Consider the following 18,442-nt stretch of genomic DNA (forward strand, 5'->3'; position numbering starts at 1 on the left):
TCCCCGATCGCGACAAGTGCGCAAAACGCGGGAACTACGGGGCGACGGGCCCGCGAACGGTGACGCGGTACGCGTAGGTGGACGCGATGATCGAGACCGGGATGGTCACGAGCAGGCCGACAACGCACAGCAGCACACCCAGGACATTCAGGAAGAACAACGTGATCGCCAGGAGCAGCAGCGTGCCCCAGTTGGACGAGATCGCGCGGAAGCTGGACTTGATCGCGGTGATCGCATCCTGATCCTGGTCGACGACGAACTCGAGCGTCCACCAGGTCAGGAACATGAGGATCAGACCCGGGATGACGAGCAGGACGAAACCGACCGCGGTCATCAGACCCACGAGGAAACTCGCGATGATGATCGCGCCCACGTTCTTGAACTCGAAGAACGACCCGAAGGCGGGCGGACGGCCGTCGACCTCGTGCAGCGCGCCGCGGATGAGAGCGGCCGAGATCAGGTAGCCGACGATCGCGGTGACGACGTTGCCGATGATCTGCCACACGCTGAACGACGACGTCGCCAGATCACTCCAGTCCTCGATGTCGCGGTTGCTGCCGAAGCTGAACGGCAGCGACACCACGACGGAGATCAGGAAGGCGACCGCGAGGATGCCGATCCAGACGCCGGGATTGGCCTTGTACCGGTTCCAGCCGTACGACAGCGCATCGCCGACCGTCACCTGGCTGGGCGGCGGCCCGGCCGGGCGCTGACCGTAGCCGGAGTCGAACGCCGGCGGCGGCGGAGGATAGTTCCCCGGCGGGGGCGGGAAGCCGCCTTGCGGAGGCGGATATCCGCCGCCCTGACCCGGAGGCGGGTAGTTCCCCGGCGGCGGGTAGCCGCCACCCGGCCCGGGCGGAGGCGGATAGCTGCCCGGCGGAGGCGGGTAGCTGCCGGGCGGAGGCGGGTAGCTGCCGGGCGGCGTGGCGCCGGGCGGGGGTGGGTAGTTGCCGGGCGGGGGCGTGCCACCCTGTTGCGGCTCGTTGCCGCCCTCGGGATTCTGGTTCGGATCCTGTCCACCACTGGTCATGTGTGTACCTGGTTCTCGTCGTCGGGGTATTGCTCACGGCGATGATGAATCTTTCGTCGTGACCCTACGTCGCGAATGGTCTGTTTTGTATATGCGCCGGCGGAGATTCACACGACGTAAACCCACGGGTCCAGGGGGAGCGCCTTCGGATCCCAGCGATCGAGGAGTTGCGGCAGCGTCACGGCCTCGCGGGCGCCGGCCATGTGCAGCGACCGCGCGAGCATGCTCAGTACGTCCTCCGGGGTGTGCCCCTGCGCGGCCTGGTCGGCCAACGTGACCGCACCGTCACGCTTGGCGAGCCGTTTGCCTTCGGCGTTGAGGGCGAGTGGCACGTGCGCGTACGTGGGCGCGGGCAGCCCCAGGAGCCCCGCGAGGTACGCCTGACGCGGCGCCGACGACAGTAGATCGTCGCCACGCACCACCTGGTCGATGCCCTGCGCCGCGTCGTCGACGACGACGGCGAGGTTGTACGCAGGGATGCCGTCACCGCGGCGGAGGACCAGGTCGTCGACCGCGCCGGTGTAGTCGCCGTGCAGGACGTCGTGCACGGTGAATCGATCGGTGCCCGCCAGCAGCCGGACGGCCGGAGGGCGCCCGCTCGCCCGACGCTCGGCGCGCGCGTCCTCCGAGAGGTTGCGGCACGTGCCCGGGTAGGCGCCCGCCGGGGCGTGCGGCGCCGACGCCGCCTTCAGGATCTCCCGCCGGGTGCAGAAGCACTCGTAGGTCAGACCGGCGCGCTGCAGGCGGGCGATCGCCGCGTCGTACAGCGGCAGTCGCGTCGACTGGTACTCGACGTCCTCGTCCCAGTCGAGTCCGAGCGCGGCGAGGTCGGCGAGCTGACGTTCCGCCGCGCCGGGCCGCACCCGGTCGAGGTCCTCGACGCGGACGAGGAAGCGGCGCCCGGTGGATCGGGCGAACAGCCACGCGAGCAGGGCGGTGCGCAGGTTGCCGAGGTGCAGGTCGCCGGAGGGGCTGGGGGCGAATCGTCCCGCTTGCGAAGATGGGTCGACCTCTTTCGGCATTGCTGCAGCTTATCGAGGGCGTGGCGGCCCCTTTGCGCCCGGTGGAGGTGGACGAATCCCGTAGCCAACGATGGGCCGGAGGCGTAGCGTCCACAGTGCTGAGCTTGTGCCGGTTGCCGTGTCGAAGCGTCGAGCAGGCCGCGACCGGTCACGTCTCGACGAGGGAGCGCGCCCGGAGTGCGGGGCGTGCGGTCAGGAGGACCGGTGGCCACCGTCGCATCCGAACCCGTTGCCGTTCGCCCGTATCCGGCGAGGTTCGCCCGTAAGGGCAGTCTGATCTACCGGGTGATCACGACGACGGATCCCAAGGTGCTCGGAATCATGTACCTGATCACGTCGTTCGCCTTCTTCATGTTCGGTGGTCTGCTGGCGCTGCTGATGCGCGCCGAACTCGCGGTGCCGGGAATGCAGTTCCTCTCGAACGAGCAGTACAACCAGCTCTTCACGATGCACGGCACGATCATGCTGCTGCTGTACGCGACGCCCATCGTCTTCGGTTTCGCGAACTACATTCTCCCGCTGCAGATCGGCGCGCCGGACGTGGCGTTCCCGCGGCTCAACGCCTTCAGCTACTGGGCCTATCTGTTCGGTGCCCTCATCGCGTCTGCGGGCTTCATCACTCCGGGCGGTGCCGCAGACTTCGGGTGGACCGCCTACACGCCGCTGAGCGACGTCCTCCACTCGCCGGGCATGGGCGCCAACCTGTGGATCATGGGCCTGGCCCTCAGTGGCCTCGGCACGATCCTCGGCGGCGTCAACATGATCACCACGGTCATTTGTCTGCGGGCACCCGGCATGACGATGTTCCGGATGCCGATCTTCACGTGGAACATCTTCATCACCAGCATCCTGATCCTGGTGGCGTTCCCGATCCTCACCGCGGGACTCATGGGCCTGTTCGCCGACCGGGTGGTGGGCGCCAACGTCTACGACCCGGCCACGGGCGGAGTCCTGTTGTGGCAGCATCTGTTCTGGTTCTTCGGACATCCCGAGGTGTACATCGTGGCGTTGCCGTTCTTCGGCATCGTCTCGGAGATCTTCCCGGTGTTCTCCCGTAAGCCGATCTTCGGTTACACCGGCCTGGTGTACGCGACGATCGCGATCTCCGCGCTGTCGGTGGCGGTGTGGGCGCACCACATGTACGCGACCGGCGCGGTGTTGCTGCCGTTCTTCTCCTTCATGACGTTCCTCATCGCGGTCCCGACCGGTGTGAAGTTCTTCAACTGGATCGGCACGATGTGGAAGGGGCAGTTGACGTTCGAGGCGCCGATGTTGTTCGCGGTCGGGTTCCTCGTCACGTTCCTGTTCGGCGGACTCTCGGGTGTCATCCTCGCGAGCCCGCCGCTCGACTGGCACGTCACGGACTCCTACTTCGTCGTCGCGCACTTCCACTACGTGCTGTTCGGAACGATCGTGTTCGCCACCTATGCGGGCATCTACTTCTGGTTCCCCAAGATGACGGGACGGTTCCTCGACGAGCGGCTGGGCAAGTGGCACTTCTGGCTCACGTTCATCGGCTTCCACAGCACATTCCTGGTGCAGCACTGGCTCGGTGCCGAGGGCATGCCGCGCCGGTACGCCGACTACCTGCCCAGCGACGGTTTCACCGTGCTGAACTCGGTGTCCACCGTCGGCTCCTTCATCCTCGGCGCGTCGACCCTGCCCTTCCTGTGGAACGTCTTCAAGAGCTTCCGCTACGGCACGGTCGTCACGGTCGACGACCCGTGGGGTTACGGCAATTCGCTGGAATGGGCCACCACGTGTCCGCCACCGCGGCACAACTTCACCGAGCTACCGCGAATCCGTTCGGAGCGGCCCGCTTTCGAGCTGCACTACCCGCACATGATCGAGCGGATGCGGGCCGAGGCACACATCGGCCCGGGGGTGGCCAAGCAGCAACTGACGGAAGTGACCGAGAGCAGCGACCGGGAGGCGGACAGCGATCGCCGACCGCCACCGGAGGAGGAACGGCGTCGGACGCACCGACGCAGCGACGACACATGACGTCGCCGCCGCGCGTGGCGCGGTCAGGACGAGCGCCCCAGCGTGGCGAGGATGCGTGTCTGCCGATCGGCGTCCACGGGCACGTCGAGGGCGGGCCCGCACACGCCGTCCATACGGAGCGAATCGCCCAACTGCGCGACGACGGCGTCGAGCAGGTCGAGATCGACGTCCGGGATCGTCTCGTCGAGCCCCGCTGCCCGGGCGATGTCCCAGCCGTGAACGACGAGGTCGAAGCAGTAGAAGGTGCGCATCGTGGCGGCCAGATCGGTGCGCCCGAAGTGCCCGTCGTACTCGAGCGAGGCCTTCGCGGGGTCGTCCAGGATCGCCTGCACGGCGTCGCGGGTGTGCCGCCACGCCGCAGCCGGATCGTGTGCTGGGGAGGGGCCGTCGGGGATGGACAGTCCGACGACGCCGACCATGTGCGACTGCGTCTCGACGACGTGGGTGAGGACGTCGCGGGCGGTCCAGCCCTCGCACGGCGACGCGGCCTCCCAGCGGTCGGCGGGCACCGCGTCGACGCGGTCGGTGAAGGCGGCGGCCAGCCGCCGGTACAGGTCCGGGGTGGATTCGGTGGTGATCATGCGGCCGATTCTCCGTCCGTCGCGGCGGTGCGGTCTTGTACGGATCGGACTCCGGCGTCGAGCACCGACGCGTCGCCGTGCCAGTCGGGGGCCTCGCTGTCGAGTAGTGCGGTCGGTGTCAGTGATGCGATTCGCCGGCACTCCCGCGACAGGTGGGCCTGGTCGCTGAAACCGGCTTCGGCGGCGAGGGACGCGAGGCCGCGGTGGCGGCCGGTGCGGGCCGACGCCATGAAGCGCTGCAGGCGCAGGATCGACCGCAACGTCGACGGCCCGTACCCGAACGCCTCGTTGCAGCGTCGGTGCAGTTGCCGACTGGTCATCGACGACGCGTCCGCCAGGCTCTCCACGGTCCACGAGCGGACGGCGAGCGCCGAGGTGATCCGGGCCGCCAGCGGGTCCGGCTCGTGCCGCGCCGCCAGCCAGCTCCGGCCGGTGTCCTGCAGGATCGTCAACCGTTCCGCGGTGTCGTGCGCGTGCTCGAGCCGGTCCACGAGCACCCGTTCGGCCGCGGCACCGAGCACATCCGCGAGCGAGACGCGGATGTCACGGATCTGTGCCGCCGACGTCCGCAGTACGTGCGGCGCCGCGCCCGGGCGGAACCGGATGCCGAACGACTCACTGCCCGGCGGCAGGGTGAACGACCACGCCGACGTCTCCGGGCCGCAGACCCGGACGCCGACACCCGCTATCCACAGCACGTCGACGCAGCCGTCCGGCACCAGCAGGTGCCGCCCCTCGGCGTTCGCGGACCATGCGCACACGAGTGCCTCGGACAGGTCCGGTGCGACGGTCGTCGGCGTGTACCACCCCATGACGCTCAGGGTAGGAGCCGCCACCGACAACCCGGGCCCGAATCGGGCCGGGCAGGACACACGGACGGGAGTAACGGCATGAGAAGAATCCTGGTGATCTCGCTCTCCGCGGTCGCGGTGGGGGCCGCGCTCGTCGGCTGCTCCGACAACGACGATTCCGGCCCCGCCCCGTCGTCGACGACGATGCCGTCCACCGTGCCGGCCGCGGGGCCGGTGTTGACGACGGGGGAATCGAGCATCGGTCAGGTCGTGGTGAACGTCGACAACATGACCGTCTACGCCTACGACCGGGACGAACCCGGCACCAACGCGAGCGCGTGCGACGCGGTGTGCCTGCAGATGTGGCCGCCCGTGACCACGGACGAGTCCCGGCCCGAGATCGCGGGCGTCTCCGGCGTGATCGGCACCATCCCGGGCCCGCAGGGCGGCAAACAGGTGACGGTCAACGGGATGCCGCTGTACCTGTTCGCCGGCGATCCACGCCCCGGATCCGTTGCGGGACAGGGCATGGACAATCTGTGGTGGGCGCTCAACCCGGCGGGGGAGAAGATCACCGACGCCCCGGGTGGGTGACGCCGGAACTCACTGCGATCGTCGGGGTTTCGCGAGGAACTTGTGTGCGGCGGCCTTGACGGATCCCGGCAGGACCGCCCCCGCCGCGGCGAGAGCCTTGGACTTCCAGGAGGCGGCCACCACCTTCCGCCGTCCGTCCTGCATCGCGTCGTAGCCCTGCCGGGCGACGTCGGCGGGATCGTCCTTCGGCATGCGCCCCATCACCGAATCCTCCAGTCGCGCTCGACGAAAGAAGTTCGTGGCGGTGGCGCCGGGCATCAACGACGTGACGGTGATGCCGCTGTCCTTCAGTTCGGACTGCAGCCCGGCGGTGAAGGACTGCAGGAACGCTTTCGAGGCGTTGTACACCGTCTGGTACGGCCCGGGCAGCGTCGCCGCGACGGACGAGGTGACGAGCACCTTGCCCGCGCGGGCCGAGGCCATTGCGTCGAGCACGATCTTGGCGAGGTGGACGGTACCGCGCACGTCGAGGTCGACCACGTCGAGTAGCTCGGTCACGTCGGTGTCGAGGAAGGTGCCGCCGCGGCCGATGCCCGCGTTGAGTGCCGCGGCGGCCGGCGGACGCCCGTCCGCGGCGAGCGCCTTGCCGACCGTCTCCACGCCCGCCTCCGTGCGGAGGTCGGCGACGACGGCGTGCACCGTGCCGGGCCCGGCGGACAAGCCGGCGGCAACCGCCTCGAGGTCGGGATCCTCGGCGACGGCGACGACGTCGTAGCCGTCGGCGACGAAGAGCTTCGCCAGTTCCAGTCCGATACCGCTCGAGGCCCCGGTGACCAGGGCGAGCGGTGCGCGAGTAGTCATCGGAACGTCTCCTCTGCTGTGGCCGCCGGAGGCACTACGGCGACGGCATGCCACCGTTGACGTGAAGGGTGGATCCCGTGACGTAGCTCGACTCCGGTGAGGCGAGGTAGACGTACGCGGGAGCGAGTTCCGTCGGCTGCCCCGCGCGTCCCATCGGGGTGCTGTGCCCGAACTCCGGCAGCGCCTCCTTCGGCTGCCCGTCGCTCGGTTGCAGCGGCGTCCAGATCGGTCCCGGAGCCACGGCGTTGACGCGAATTCCCTTGTCGGCGAGCTGGTTGGCGAGCCCCTTGGTGAAGTTGTTGATGGCGGCCTTCGTCGACGCGTAGTCGAGCAGCGTCGGCGCCGGCATGTACGCCTCGACCGACGTGGTGTTGATGATCGAGCTGCCGGCCGGGAGATGGGCGAGGGCGGCGCGCGTGGTGCGGAACATCGCCAGGATGTTCGTCTGGTACGTCTGCTCGACCTGCTCGTCGGACAGCTCACCCAACGTGTCGGCGACGATCTGCTTGCCCGCGTTGTTGACCAGGATGTCCAGGCCACCCAGCCGCTCGGCCGCCTCGTCGACCATCCGTCGGCAGAACTCCGCGTCGGTGAGGTCACCGCTCACGGTCACCGCCGTTCGGCCACTCTCGGTGACGATGCGGGCGACATTCTGCGCGTCGTCCTCCTCGGCGGGCAGGTAAGCGATCGCGACGTCGGCGCCCTCCCGCGCGAACGCGATCGCCACAGCCGCGCCGATGCCCGAGTCGCCGCCGGTCACCAGCGCTTTACGCCCTTCCAGACGCCCGGTGCCGCGGTACGAGAACTCGCCGATGTCGGCCCGGGGCTGCAGCTCGCTGTCCAACCCCGGCTCGGGCTGATGCTGCTTAGGAGGTTCGATCACCGGGTACCGGGTCACCGGGTTCTGGAAGACAAGTTGATCGGTTCGTGTGGTGTCGGCATCGGCGTCGCCCACCGGATCTCCTTCCGTCGTGCGGCCGCGGCGGCCGCGTCTCGCTTCCTCGACCGAATGCCCAGATCGCGGCTGCGGCAAACGCCGGACGACGGGCTCCGGCACGACTGCGACGGAGGTCACGGCAAGACGGAGGTCACGGCAAGACGGAGGTGACGGCAAAAGGAACAAGCCCCCGGTGACATGTCACCGGGGGCTTCCCGTGGCGGAGGATAGGGGATTTGAACCCCTGAGGGCGTTAACCCAACCCGCGTTCCAGGCGAGCGCCATAGGCCACTAGGCGAATCCTCCGTGGGGGAGCCTACCTGTTGGAGGGGTGGGAATGCCAAACGGGGTCCGCGGGAGGGGTGGATCACCGCGATTCCCGATCGTCCGGTTACACTCGTAGGCGGATCCCGCGCGGCGCGCATCCTGTGAACTCCCCCAGGGCCGGAAGGCAGCAAGGGTCAACGGGCTCTGCCGGGTGCGCGGGGTCCCCTATCTCTTCCCGTCCCCGACCGGTCGTGTCGGTGAAAGGCCGCCCAGATGCCTGTGCAAACCCAAATCGGGTTGATGAGCCATGAAGAACTTCGCGCCGAACTCGAGCGTCAGACCGCGAAGTACGAGCAGCTCAAGGCGGAGAAGCTGAAGCTGGACCTCACCCGTGGCAAGCCGGCACCGGAACAGTTGGATCTGTCGAACGGTCTGCTCGCGCTTCCGGGTGAGGACAATTTCCGGGACGGCGACGGTACCGACTGCCGCAACTACGGCGGCCTGACGGGTCTGCCCGAGCTGCGCGCGATCTTCGGCGAGCTGCTCGGTATTCCGACGGCGAACCTGATGGCCGGCAACAACGCGAGCCTCGAGATCATGCACGACACCATCGTGTTCTCGCTGCTGCACGGCACCCCGGACTCCGCGCGGCCGTGGTCGCAGGAGTCGGTTGTCAAGTTCCTGTGCCCGGCGCCCGGCTACGACCGGCACTTCGCGATCACCGAGTCGTACGGCATCGAGATGATCGCGATCCCGATGCGCGACGACGGCCCGGACATGGCGAGGGCCACCGAGCTGGTGGCGTCCGATCCGCAGATCAAGGGCATCTGGTGTGTGCCGACGTACTCCAATCCGACGGGTGCGGTGTACTCCGAGGACGTCGCCCGGGCCCTGGCGTCGATGCCGGCCGCGGCCCCCGACTTCCGCATCTACTGGGACAACGCGTACGCGGTGCATCCGCTGGTCGCGGACTGCGCGCCCGCGCACGACATCCTCGGCATGGCCGCCGCGGCCGGTAACCCCAACCGTCCGCTGGTGTTCGCGTCCACGTCGAAGATCACGTTCGCCGGTGCGGGTGTGAGCTTCTTCGGCAGCTCCGACGCCAACCTGGCGTGGTACCAGCAGCATCTGGGCAAGAAGAGCATCGGTCCCGACAAGGTCAACCAGCTGCGTCACCTGCGCTTCTTCGGCGACGCCGCCGGTGTCCGCGCGCACATGGACAAGCATCGCGAGATCCTGGCTCCCAAGTTCGCCAAGGTGCTCGAGATCCTCGAGGACCGTCTCGGTGACACGAAGGTCGCGTCGTGGACCGAGCCCAAGGGTGGCTACTTCATCAGCCTCGACGTCGTGGACGGCACCGCGAAGCGCGTCATCGAGCTCGCGAAGGAGGCCGGCATCGCGCTCACCGCGGCCGGTTCCGCCTTCCCGTACAAGCAGGATCCCGAGGACAAGAACATCCGCCTCGCCCCGAGCTTCCCGTCGATGGACGAGCTCGCCAAGGCGATGGACGGCGTCGCGACCTGCGTGCTGCTCGCCGCGGCGGAGCACGCGCTCACCAAGCAGTAGCCCGTCGAACGCCACAGTGGCCGGTCACCTCGCGGTGACCGGCCACTGTGCATTTCCCCCCGGGTGGCGTTACTACGACAGCGCCGCGACGATCCGGTCGACGACGTTGTTCGCGCTGTAGAAGTCCAGGCGGAAGCTGTCGAAGTCGAGCGGAAAGACTGCGCCGCGCTGCACCGACGGCACGGCGGCGAGCGTCGGATCGGCCTTCAGTCTGTCGGCGCCCGGCTGCTGCGCGTTGATCACGAACGTCGTCGCGCCGGTGAGCGCGCGGGGCAGGTTCTCCATGTTCACGCTGACGATGTCCGAACGTCCGGCAGCCGCGCCGCTACCTGCGATCTCGGCGGGCAGTTCGCCGACGGTGAGGCCGAGTCGGGAGATCAAGCGGCCCTGTGCCGATTCGGCGGTGAAGATCTTCGAATCGTCCGGCGAGTTGTACGCGAGGATGTTCACCGGGGCCGCGCCGTTCTGCAGTGCCGGTGCGATCGCCCTCTTGGCCTCGTCGATCCTCGCGTCGAACTCGGCGAGCAGCTCGGTCGCCCGATCCTCCTTGCCGACCGCGGCGGCCAGTTGGGTGGTCAGGTCCTGCCACGACTTGTCGGAGTAGTCGAACAGCAACGTCGGTGCGATCTGCGACAGCGTGGCGACCTGCTGTGCGGCCGAGTCGGCGCCGCTGGTGGAGACGACGATGAGGTCGGGGGCGGCCGCAGTGATCTTCTCGACGTTCGGCTGGCCCTGGTAGAGCACCTCGACGTCACGTTCGGCGGCGACGTCGGCCCACTGCGTGAACAGTCCCTGATCGTTGGTGACCGTGCTCTTCGGCTGTGCACCCGTGCCGATCAGCGGTGCGTCGAGGGACAGCAGCGACCCGGTGAGCGTGACGCTCGTGGAGACGATGCGCTGCGGCTGGGCGTCGAGCGTGACCGGGCCCGTGGCGGTGTCGACGGTGCGCGGCCACTCGTCGGACTGGGTGGTGGTCGCTGCCGCGGCGTCCGCGGAATCGCCGTCCGACGAGCAGGCCGCCGTCGACATGCCGATCGCGAGGGCGCCGAGGGTGACCGCGATCCGGGTGCCGACCGAGCGCCGACGAAGGGTTGTGGATAGCAAGGGGGGTCCTCCTGAGGGGTAGGTGGCCCGACTTTACTATTAGGAAAGCGTCACCTAAGTAAGGGGTACCTATGTCCGATGTCGAAGCGGTCGACGACCTGCAGCGTCGCCTGCAGGTGGAGGGTGGCCCGTTGATCGATCCCGGGCCGCCGGGGTTCGCGACCGTGACGTTCGTGTGGCGGGCGCCGGCGGGGTCACCCGTGCGGCACGTGTATCTCGAGGCGAACGGCGTCACCGACCGCCGAGATCCGGACGCGAACGCGCTGCGGCGGTTGCCGGGCAGTGATCTGTGGGTGTTGTCGCGGCAGGTGCCCGAGGCGTGGCGCGGCGGCTACGGATTCCTGCCTCGCGTCGACCCGATCACCGAACCCGCTGCCGGACAGACGGAATGGGAGTGGTGGCGCGGCGTGCTCGCCGGTCTCGTCACCGACGAACTGAACCCGCTTCCGGTTGTGGCGTCGATGGGGTTGCCTGCGCGCTCGGAGGCGGTGATGCCGGAGGCGCCCGCGCAACGGTGGTGGGTTCACGGGGTACTGCCACGCGGGCACATGACCGAGGAAACGTGCTCGCTTGCCGGCGTGGAGCGGAGTATCTGGCTCTACGAGCCGCCGGGGATCGCCGACCGGGACCGTCCGGTGCTGGTCGTCTTCGACGGCCGGGTGGCTGCGGTCGAGATTCCGCTGGCGCCCGCGCTCGACCGGTTGGGAGATCGTGGCTACCGGGTGCCGCTGGTGGTGATGATCGACAGCATCGAACCGGGGCTGCGATCACGTGAACTACCCTGCAGTCCAGACTTTCTCGACGCACTCACCGGCGACCTACTGCCGCATCTGCGTGAGCGCTGGGGCGCCACCGGTGATCCCTCGTCGGTGCTGGCCGGCGGGTCCAGCTACGGCGGGCTCGCCGCCACGTACGCGGCGTTGCAGGCCCCCGAACATGTCGGCGGAGCGGTGAGCCTGTCGGGATCGTTCTGGTGGCCGCGGCCCCCGATGGTGGGGCGCTCGATCCAGCAGCGGGTCGCGGACCTCGACCCGGGCGGATCGCGCTTCTGGATGGCCGCCGGGCTGCTCGAGCCCCGACTGATCGAGGAGAATCGCGAGGTACGGGACCTACTGCGGGCCAGAGGGTTCGATGTGACCTACCGTGAGTTCTGCGGCGGCCACGACTACGTCCAGTGGCGGGACCTACTGGTCGAGGGTGCGTCGGCGCTGCTGGGTCGTTCCGACGTCTGATCGGGGTTCCCGTTCCGGCGGAAAGCTGACATACTCCGGCCAGGGTCGCCGCGCCGGTCGCGGTGGGTTCGAAAGTGGTGAGTGTCTTGGCCACCCCGGCCGTTGTCGAGGGGCGTGGACTACCGACGGCGTCGTCGCGTCCAGCGGGCTGCCTCGACGTCTTCCTTCTGGCACTGAACATTCCGGACAGGCCGGACGACTCGGCCGAGCGTTCGGAGCTGGCGGGAGGCTGCGGGTCCGGGCCGTTCCTCCCCGCGTCGAATCCCGACCCGGTGAGCGTGTCGTTGCCGGTGAACCTGCTCGCCGTACGGGAGTGCGTCGAGTTCACGGCAGACCCGCTGGTGTTCGGAAACGGCTCGGCCCCGATCCATGTCGGACCACCGGCGCACTGCCTGTCGCTGTGGGCGGTTCCCGGTCACGGGGTGGTGCTCGCGTGCGAGGACTGGACCGCCGATCCGGTCGAGGGGCTCGCGGACTGGCGTGCGAGCGGCGTCGACGGCGCGGTCGACCGCTTGCTCGCGTCCTTCGGGTTCACCACCGCCACGCGTCTGCGTGACGTCTTCCCGGACGCGCACGCTGTGCTGCCGAATGTCCGGCTGGCCGATCTGGTCGCGGGTACCGGGCACGAACGCGCGTCGGCCGGACTGGTCGTCGAGGTGCGCGGCGACGGCGGTGACCGCATCCGGCAGGGCGTGGGTGGGCACGGAACCGACGTCGCCGGGTGGCGGTGGGAGCGCGTGGCCCTCGCCGAACGGCCCGCGCGGGAGGGTGCCGTCGTCGCCGTACGGGAGGACGCGGGCGCGATCCTGCTCGACCTCGAGGCGGTCGCCGCAGATCACGATCACGCCGTGTTCGGGGTGAGCGAGATGATCCGGGCCTTGGTCCCGTGGGTCGCCGTCCGGGCGCGGCACGCCGCCGACTACCGGTTGGTGCTCGATCATCTGCGCGATCACGCGGCACTCGAGGATTCGCGCCTGCTGGCGGCCCTCGACGACGTCGCGGCCGTGCAGGCGCGGCGCATGGAGCGAGTGCTGCTGGTCGCCGAGGCGCGGCACGACGCGGCGGCACTGGCCAGGATGGCGCCCGCACAGCTGCGGACGATGCTGGTCCGGCGGCTGTCGACGGAGATGGCAGCGCTGGACGCCGAACTGGGGGAGGCGACGCGAGTGATCGAGCGGGCGTTGCTGCGCAGTGCCGAACGTCGCGGACACCGGCACTCGAGGATCGCGCAGGCGTGGTCGGTCGCGGCCGGTGTCATCGCGGTGGTTGCGGTGTTCGCTGCGCTTGCGGCGGTGCCGGCGGTGGATCAGCCGACGCTGTTCGGGCACTGGCTCGAGGCGCTGGCCGCGACGATCGCCATCACCGCGGGCGTCATAGTCGTCGTGGTCGCCTGGCGGCGACCGCCCGGCCGGTGACGGCGATGGTCGTCTGCGGAACCCTCCCGGATGGCAGGATCGGGGTATGGCCCTCACCTTGAACCTCGTCGGTGACCCCGAAGCGGACGCCCTGCTGGCGTCGGATCCGCTCGCGCTGCTGATCGGCATGCTGCTCGATCAGCAGGTGCCGATGGAGACCGCCTTCGCCGGACCGAAGAAGCTCGACGACCGTCTCGGGGGCCTCGACGTCCACAAGATCGCCGAGATGAGCCCGGACGACTTCATCGCGGTGTGTGCGCAGCCGCCCGCGGTGCACCGGTTCCCGAAGTCGATGGGGGAGCGCATCCAGTCGCTGTGCGGCTACATCGTGGAGCACTACGACGGCGACACCGCCGCGATCTGGACGTCGGGCCGGCCGAGCGGCAAGGAAGTGCTGAAGCGGCTCAAGGCGCTGCCCGGGTACGGCGACCAGAAGGCCCGAATTTTCCTGGCGCTGTTGGGTAAGCAGATCGGCGTACAGCCGGAGGGCTGGCGTGAGGCGGCCGGAGCCTACGGTGACGAGGGCTCTCGTCGGTCGATCGCCGACGTCGTCGACAGGCAGACACTGCTCGAGGTGCGCGAATTCAAGCAGGCCGCCAAGGCTGCCGCGAAGGCGGCGAAGGAGAAGTAGGCGGTCGGCACCTCGGTACAGGTGAGGGAGCTGCCCGGGGCGGTCCCGACCGGCGACGGCGGTGAAAATGGCTGTCTCCGAGCATCGGTCGTGTGGTACACACCGGTGACCGTGAACTGCCGAGAGGATCCGTCATGCACATCGCCGATGCCATTGCCGCCAACCGTGCGAACTGGAACGAGCGGGCGGACGTTCACGCATCCTCACAGATGTACGACGTCGACGGGTTTCTCGCCGACCCGGAGAGGATCTCGACTGTCGTCCGCAACGACCTGTCGGTCCTGGAACCGCACCTTTCGGGGACGGGCGTCCGAGGTCGAAGTCTCCTTCATCTGCAGTGTCATATCGGGACCGACACGATCTCGTGGGCACGACTGGGAGCGGTGGACGTGCACGGAGTGGATCTGTCGCCCAACTCGTTGAGGCACGCGAGCCGGATCGCAGACGCGGACGGCCGTGAAATCCGTTGGTTAGAGGGCGATGTGCGTTTCGCATCGAGCCTCGTGAACCGTAGCTTCGACGTCGTCGTCACGAGCGTGGGAACGATCGCGTGGTTGCCGGAACTGGGTGACTGGGCGCGATCGATTCACGATCTCCTGGTTCCGGGCGGGGTGTTCATGATCCGCGACGATCACCCCATCCTGGGGGCGATGGACCACGAACCGTGGTCGATCTGCGACGACTATCTCGGCGGTGACGGGTACCGCAGCTACGACGATTCGGGCTCCTACACCGAGAACTCTGCCGGTCGGATCAGTCAGGTCACGAACTACGAATGGCGGCACGATCTCGGCGAGGTCGTCGGCGCGCTGCTCGACGCGGGGCTCGTGATAGAGGCTCTGGCCGAGCTGCCGTACATGGATTGGCCGGCGTTCGAGGATCTGGTGCCCTGTCCACGAGGCTGGGAGTTGCGGCAGGGCGCGCCCCGGATTCCGCTCAGCTTCGCTGTCGTGGCGCGGCGGCCGGCGGCGTGAGGCTGGACGACGGGCGCAGGATGGATGCCATGGCACACGTGAAACGTTTCGACCATGTCGGCATCACCGTCGCGGACCTCGACACGGCGACGGCGTTCTTCGTCGGTCTCGGACTCGAGGTGGAGGGCACCGGATCCGTGGAGGGGGAGTTCGTCGAGACGGTGTGCGGCATCCCCGGCGCGCACTGCAACATCGTGATGCTGCGGCCGCCCGGCGCGGGGGCCCGGCTGGAACTGTCGTCGTTCGTCACACCCCCTCACGTGCCCGGGTCGCCGGCGGCGATGGCGAACGAGCTCGGGCTGCGCAACGTTTCCTTCGAGGTCGGCGACCTCCAGGCGGCCGTCGATGCGGTCGCCGCGGACGGGTACGGGCTCGTCGGTGGCATCGGCGAGTACGAGAGCAGCGTGCGCATGGCGTATGTGCGTGGGCCCGAAGGGATCATCGTGTCCCTGTTCGAGCAGCTCGGCTGACGTCCCCGCGCCCCTGTCGTCGCGTGTGACCGATGCGGTCCGCGGCGCGCTCGGTGGTGCGCCGGTACACGGCTCGGGCGGTCGCCGGCCGCGTGGGGCGTCCGAACACCACCTGCATCCAGCGTCCACCGCCGTCGTGCAGCGAGACGACAGCCTCGGGTTCGCGTAGTGCGGCGTGGGCGATGAATCCGAAGATCATCATCGTGGTGATCATCGAGGTGCCGCCCGCGGAGATCAACGGCAGCTGAAGTCCCGTGACCGGTATGAGGCCGACGACGTAGGCGACGTTGATGAACGCCTGCAGCACAATCCACGTGGTGGACGCTGCCGCGAGAAGACGCAGGAAGGGATCGGTCGAGCGCTGAGCGATCCGCATGCCGGTCAGGAGCACTACCACGAACAGCCCGATGAGCATGGCCGCGCCGACGAAGCCCAGTTCCTCACCGATGACCGCGAAGATGAAGTCGTTGTGGGACTGCGGCAGGTAGCTCCACTTCGCGTCCGACTGCCCCAGGCCCTTGCCGAACAACCCACCGTTGGCGAGGGCGTACTTGGCCTGGATGGTCTGGTAGTTCAACCCCTGCGGGTCGAGGTCGGGATTCATGAAGGCCTTGATCCGGTCCGAGCGGTAGCCCGCGGTCAGACCGAGGACCACCGACGTCGAGACGGCGGCGACGGTGATCGTGGCGACCGTGCGGGTGCGGAATCCGCCGAACCACAGCATCGACATCAAGATGATGCCGATCGTGATCATGGTGCCGAGATCGCGCTGGAGCACGACGAGCGCCATGACCGTCACGCTCACCACGGCCAGCGGTTTGAGTGCGGTGTTCACGTCGGCACCCGCCGACTGGTAGTTGGCGATCAGATGCGCACACCAGAGCACCAGCGCGACCTTCGCGAACTCCGATGGCTGAAAGGAGATTCCGCCGACGACGAACCAGCTACGGGCGCCCATCTGCTCGACACCGATTCCGGGAACGAGGACGAGGACGAGGAGCACCCCGGCCATTCCGAGGAGCCACGGCGCCCACGTGCGCAGCGTCCTGGTGCCGATGCGCACGATGGCGACGAAGGCGACGGCTCCGATGGCCGCATACATCGACTGGGGAAGGAACCGCGCATAGGGCGATCCGGAGGTCACGAACGACTCGACGCTCGACGACGACAGCACCATGGTCAGCCCGACCGTCACCAACAGGGCTGTCACGCTGAGGATTACATGGAAGTCGAACAGCGGTCGCGCAAGCCACACACCGAGCCGAGTTCTCGGCACCGGACCGGCCTCCCCGGCTCGCGGTGTCGTCTTCGTCTTGTCGCGGCGGGTGGAACTGGGGACGTTCCGCGAACGGGATCGAGCCCGATTTCCCGCCGGATCCATCTCCGGCTGCGCTCTCACGCCTCGATGCTCTCATGAACCTCCTGAATCTCATCAATCACAGAAGGTGGCGTCCGAGACCCGGGCACGCGCAATTCGACTCGGAAGCAGTCGGGTTCAGCCGAGTGGTGCGAAGAACTCGAGCGCGATGTTGTCGGGATCGCGAAAGGACAGGCCCGAGCCGTAGGCGGCGGTCCGGATGCCGCCGTGGGCGATGCCGAGTTCGTCGAGGCGGGACTTCCAGAAGTCGAGTTCTTTTGTGTTGCAAGTGAAGGCGACGTGATCGAGCCCGATGTTCCGTTCGTCGAAAGCGGTGTCCGGGTTCGACCCGGTGTGGGTGTGCAGGCCGAACATCGTCCCGCCGCCGAGCGCGAACACGGCGTGATGAAAGGCGCCGGATTCCTCGTCCTCGTCGAGTACCGGCGGCGCCCCGAACAGACGGGTGTACCACTCGGTGCTGACGGCCATGTCGGACACGGTGACGGCGATGTGGGTGAGGGCTGGGAACGGTGCCACGAGAGACCCCTTCCTCGGGAATCGCTGACGCCGCCAAGCCTATCGCCGCAGGGCTCCGACCGGGGCGGTGTTGGTCCGGCCGACACCCTCGAGTTAGGTTAGCGTCAGTTAACCTCTTGGGAAGGTCTTTGCTGTGACTGTTCGTCGGCGTTCGCTCGCGCTCTCCCTCGTCGCCCTGGCCGGGACGTTCTCTCTGGTCGCGTGCAGTTCCGACGCCGCGACCGATGACGGTGCCGCGTCCTCGGGGGACGGGGCGTTCCCGGTGACCATCGAGCACGCGTACGGCTCCACGACCGTGGAGGAAGCGCCCTCACGCATCGTCACGGTCGGATTCAACGATCTCGATTTCGTGCTGGCGCTCGGTGAGACGCCTGTGGCGACCCGCGCCTACTCCGGGTACGCCTACAAGGATCGGCCGTGGGCGGCGGGCTATGCCCGCGACATCCCCGAGGTCGGCGAGATGGATCTGCAGTACGAGAAGATCGCGGAGGCGAATCCGGATCTCATCGTCGGCACGTACTCGCTGACGGAGAAGTCGGGCTACGACACCCTGGCGGCGCTCGCCCCGACGATCGGGGACCTGAACGGGGCGAGCGGTGGCTCCGGCTCGTGGCAGGATCAGCTCGCCACGATCGGCCGGGCGCTCGGCAAGGAGACCGAGGCGCGCGAACTGCAGCAGTCCGTCGAGTCGGACTTCGCAGACGCGAAGACGTCGAACCCGCGGTTCCAGGGCCGCACCGCCGCGGTCGCGATGTACATGGACGGCGATTTCTACATCTTCGAGGCCGGCGATCCGCGTGGCGACTTCTTCACCAACCTCGGATTCTCGACGCCTGCGCAGACCGGTTCGATCAGCGCCGAACAGCTGGCCTTGCTCGACCAGGACAACCTGATCGTCCTCGGCGCCACCAAGGAACAGCTCGCGTCGAACCCGGTGTTCGCGCAGCTCGGTGTCGTGAAGGAGGACCGTACCGTCTACCTCGGCGAGTTCGGCACGGACGTGCCCGCCGCGCTCGGGTTCGCGAGCCCGCTGAGCTTGCCGTACCTGATCGACGCCACCGTTCCGGCGCTGGCCGCCGCGTCCGACGACGATCCGGCGACCTCCGTTCCCACTGTCGGCTAGGGGCGT

Annotated in this window: 18 protein-coding genes, 1 tRNA gene and 1 other RNA gene; 10 read left to right on the forward strand and 10 right to left on the reverse strand. The window is 68.4% G+C overall.

Annotated elements, in window-relative coordinates; translation table 11 throughout:
- Nucleotides 1-34: 34 nt before the first annotated feature.
- Nucleotides 35-1,030, reverse strand: coding sequence for a DUF2189 domain-containing protein (locus tag C7H75_RS01665; RefSeq protein WP_013414610.1), 996 nt, complete (start codon nucleotides 1,028-1,030; stop codon nucleotides 35-37).
- A gap of 107 nt (nucleotides 1,031-1,137) precedes the next feature.
- Nucleotides 1,138-2,052, reverse strand: coding sequence for a tRNA glutamyl-Q(34) synthetase GluQRS (gene gluQRS / locus C7H75_RS01670; RefSeq protein ID WP_106850864.1), 915 nt, complete (start codon nucleotides 2,050-2,052; stop codon nucleotides 1,138-1,140).
- 204 nt (nucleotides 2,053-2,256) lie between these two features.
- Between gluQRS and ctaD the strand changes: the two genes are divergently transcribed.
- Nucleotides 2,257-4,056 carry an aa3-type cytochrome oxidase subunit I gene (ctaD, locus tag C7H75_RS01675; RefSeq protein ID WP_005516143.1) on the forward strand — a complete coding sequence of 600 codons (1,800 nt, stop codon included), beginning with the start codon at nucleotides 2,257-2,259 and terminating at the stop codon, nucleotides 4,054-4,056.
- 23 nt (nucleotides 4,057-4,079) lie between these two features.
- On the opposite strand, the gene C7H75_RS01680 is transcribed toward ctaD, so the two are convergent.
- Both C7H75_RS01680 and C7H75_RS01685 read right to left on the reverse strand, forming a co-directional pair.
- On the reverse strand, nucleotides 4,080-4,637 hold the full coding sequence (locus C7H75_RS01680) for a TIGR03086 family metal-binding protein (RefSeq protein WP_022593600.1): 558 nt from the start codon (nucleotides 4,635-4,637) through the stop codon (nucleotides 4,080-4,082).
- The gene (locus C7H75_RS01685; RefSeq protein ID WP_081122596.1) at nucleotides 4,634-5,449 is read right to left on the reverse strand and encodes a helix-turn-helix domain-containing protein; all 816 of its coding nucleotides are present in this window, start codon (nucleotides 5,447-5,449) and stop codon (nucleotides 4,634-4,636) included. The genes C7H75_RS01680 and C7H75_RS01685 overlap by 4 nt, the downstream gene beginning before the upstream one ends.
- Nucleotides 5,450-5,527: 78 nt before the next feature.
- Here C7H75_RS01685 and C7H75_RS01690 point away from each other — a divergent pair, with 78 nt between their 5' ends.
- Nucleotides 5,528-6,022, forward strand: coding sequence for a COG4315 family predicted lipoprotein (locus C7H75_RS01690; protein ID WP_084924814.1), 495 nt, complete (start codon nucleotides 5,528-5,530; stop codon nucleotides 6,020-6,022).
- 9 nt (nucleotides 6,023-6,031) lie between these two features.
- Here C7H75_RS01690 and C7H75_RS01695 read toward each other — a convergent pair whose 3' ends face one another.
- The 3 genes from C7H75_RS01695 to C7H75_RS01705 all read right to left on the reverse strand — a co-directional run bounded on the left by C7H75_RS01695 (nucleotide 6,032) and on the right by C7H75_RS01705 (nucleotide 8,066).
- On the reverse strand, nucleotides 6,032-6,823 hold the full coding sequence (locus tag C7H75_RS01695; protein ID WP_081188034.1) for an SDR family NAD(P)-dependent oxidoreductase: 792 nt from the start codon (nucleotides 6,821-6,823) through the stop codon (nucleotides 6,032-6,034).
- 34 nt (nucleotides 6,824-6,857) lie between these two features.
- Nucleotides 6,858-7,778 carry a glucose 1-dehydrogenase gene (locus C7H75_RS01700; RefSeq protein ID WP_081122598.1) on the reverse strand — a complete coding sequence of 307 codons (921 nt, stop codon included), beginning with the start codon at nucleotides 7,776-7,778 and terminating at the stop codon, nucleotides 6,858-6,860.
- A gap of 200 nt (nucleotides 7,779-7,978) precedes the next feature.
- A tRNA-Ser gene (locus C7H75_RS01705) sits at nucleotides 7,979-8,066 on the reverse strand.
- A gap of 96 nt (nucleotides 8,067-8,162) precedes the next feature.
- Here C7H75_RS01705 and ffs point away from each other — a divergent pair.
- An RNA gene (ffs, locus tag C7H75_RS01710) (signal recognition particle sRNA small type) lies at nucleotides 8,163-8,257 on the forward strand.
- A 43-nt stretch (nucleotides 8,258-8,300) separates the two neighbouring features.
- The gene (locus C7H75_RS01715; RefSeq protein WP_106850865.1) at nucleotides 8,301-9,593 is read left to right on the forward strand and encodes an aspartate aminotransferase type Ic; all 1,293 of its coding nucleotides are present in this window, start codon (nucleotides 8,301-8,303) and stop codon (nucleotides 9,591-9,593) included.
- Nucleotides 9,594-9,665: 72 nt separating this feature from the next.
- Here the strand turns inward: C7H75_RS01715 and fepB are convergent, their stop codons facing one another.
- Nucleotides 9,666-10,697 carry a Fe2+-enterobactin ABC transporter substrate-binding protein gene (gene fepB / locus C7H75_RS01720; RefSeq protein ID WP_106850866.1) on the reverse strand — a complete coding sequence of 344 codons (1,032 nt, stop codon included), beginning with the start codon at nucleotides 10,695-10,697 and terminating at the stop codon, nucleotides 9,666-9,668.
- Between the two features lie 71 nt (nucleotides 10,698-10,768).
- Here fepB and fes point away from each other — a divergent pair, with 71 nt between their 5' ends.
- The 5 genes from fes (at nucleotide 10,769) to C7H75_RS01745 (ending at nucleotide 15,419) form a co-directional block, all read left to right on the forward strand.
- Entirely contained in the window at nucleotides 10,769-11,929 is a 1,161-nt protein-coding gene (gene fes, locus C7H75_RS01725) for an enterochelin esterase (protein ID WP_106850867.1), read from the forward strand.
- A gap of 77 nt (nucleotides 11,930-12,006) precedes the next feature.
- Nucleotides 12,007-13,344 (forward strand): hypothetical protein, encoded by a 1,338-nt coding sequence (locus tag C7H75_RS01730; protein WP_233281844.1) that lies wholly within the window; start codon nucleotides 12,007-12,009, stop codon nucleotides 13,342-13,344.
- A 46-nt stretch (nucleotides 13,345-13,390) separates the two neighbouring features.
- Entirely contained in the window at nucleotides 13,391-13,975 is a 585-nt protein-coding gene (locus C7H75_RS01735) for an HhH-GPD-type base excision DNA repair protein (protein ID WP_013414620.1), read from the forward strand.
- 134 nt (nucleotides 13,976-14,109) lie between these two features.
- Nucleotides 14,110-14,949 (forward strand): class I SAM-dependent methyltransferase, encoded by an 840-nt coding sequence (locus C7H75_RS01740; protein WP_106851970.1) that lies wholly within the window; start codon nucleotides 14,110-14,112, stop codon nucleotides 14,947-14,949.
- 29 nt (nucleotides 14,950-14,978) lie between these two features.
- Entirely contained in the window at nucleotides 14,979-15,419 is a 441-nt protein-coding gene (locus C7H75_RS01745) for a VOC family protein (protein WP_037085786.1), read from the forward strand.
- Here the strand turns inward: C7H75_RS01745 and ftsW are convergent.
- Both ftsW and C7H75_RS01755 read right to left on the reverse strand, forming a co-directional pair.
- Entirely contained in the window at nucleotides 15,388-16,800 is a 1,413-nt protein-coding gene (gene ftsW, locus C7H75_RS01750; RefSeq protein WP_084957391.1) for a putative lipid II flippase FtsW, read from the reverse strand. The two genes, C7H75_RS01745 and ftsW, sit on opposite strands and share 32 nt — an antisense overlap.
- Nucleotides 16,801-16,914: 114 nt before the next feature.
- Nucleotides 16,915-17,313: a VOC family protein gene (locus tag C7H75_RS01755; protein ID WP_084957393.1), complete on the reverse strand. Its 399-nt coding sequence runs from the start codon at nucleotides 17,311-17,313 to the stop codon at nucleotides 16,915-16,917.
- 133 nt (nucleotides 17,314-17,446) lie between these two features.
- Between C7H75_RS01755 and C7H75_RS01760 the strand changes: the two genes are divergently transcribed.
- Nucleotides 17,447-18,436 (forward strand): iron-siderophore ABC transporter substrate-binding protein, encoded by a 990-nt coding sequence (locus C7H75_RS01760; protein ID WP_005516124.1) that lies wholly within the window; start codon nucleotides 17,447-17,449, stop codon nucleotides 18,434-18,436.
- The last annotated feature ends 6 nt before the right edge of the window (nucleotides 18,437-18,442 follow it).

This window comes from Rhodococcus (subgen. Prescottella) equi (genome assembly GCF_003013675.1).
In the GTDB taxonomy this organism is placed as follows: Bacteria; Actinomycetota; Actinomycetes; order Mycobacteriales; family Mycobacteriaceae; genus Prescottella; species Prescottella equi.

What these genes read in the sequence shown, in the direction of transcription:
- C7H75_RS01665 (WP_013414610.1), bottom strand. Translation starts at nt 1,030, where the DNA reads ATGACCAGTGGTGGACAGGATCCGAACCAGAATCCCGAGGGCGGCAAC.
- gluQRS (WP_106850864.1), bottom strand. Translation starts at nt 2,052, where the DNA reads ATGCCGAAAGAGGTCGACCCATCTTCGCAAGCGGGACGATTCGCCCCC.
- C7H75_RS01680 (WP_022593600.1), bottom strand. Translation starts at nt 4,637, where the DNA reads ATGATCACCACCGAATCCACCCCGGACCTGTACCGGCGGCTGGCCGCC.
- C7H75_RS01685 (WP_081122596.1), bottom strand. Translation starts at nt 5,449, where the DNA reads ATGGGGTGGTACACGCCGACGACCGTCGCACCGGACCTGTCCGAGGCA.
- C7H75_RS01690 (WP_084924814.1), top strand. Translation starts at nt 5,528, where the DNA reads ATGAGAAGAATCCTGGTGATCTCGCTCTCCGCGGTCGCGGTGGGGGCC.
- C7H75_RS01695 (WP_081188034.1), bottom strand. Translation starts at nt 6,823, where the DNA reads ATGACTACTCGCGCACCGCTCGCCCTGGTCACCGGGGCCTCGAGCGGT.
- C7H75_RS01715 (WP_106850865.1), top strand. Translation starts at nt 8,301, where the DNA reads ATGCCTGTGCAAACCCAAATCGGGTTGATGAGCCATGAAGAACTTCGC.
- fes (WP_106850867.1), top strand. Translation starts at nt 10,769, where the DNA reads ATGTCCGATGTCGAAGCGGTCGACGACCTGCAGCGTCGCCTGCAGGTG.
- C7H75_RS01735 (WP_013414620.1), top strand. Translation starts at nt 13,391, where the DNA reads ATGGCCCTCACCTTGAACCTCGTCGGTGACCCCGAAGCGGACGCCCTG.
- C7H75_RS01740 (WP_106851970.1), top strand. Translation starts at nt 14,110, where the DNA reads ATGCACATCGCCGATGCCATTGCCGCCAACCGTGCGAACTGGAACGAG.
- C7H75_RS01745 (WP_037085786.1), top strand. Translation starts at nt 14,979, where the DNA reads ATGGCACACGTGAAACGTTTCGACCATGTCGGCATCACCGTCGCGGAC.
- ftsW (WP_084957391.1), bottom strand. Translation starts at nt 16,800, where the DNA reads ATGGATCCGGCGGGAAATCGGGCTCGATCCCGTTCGCGGAACGTCCCC.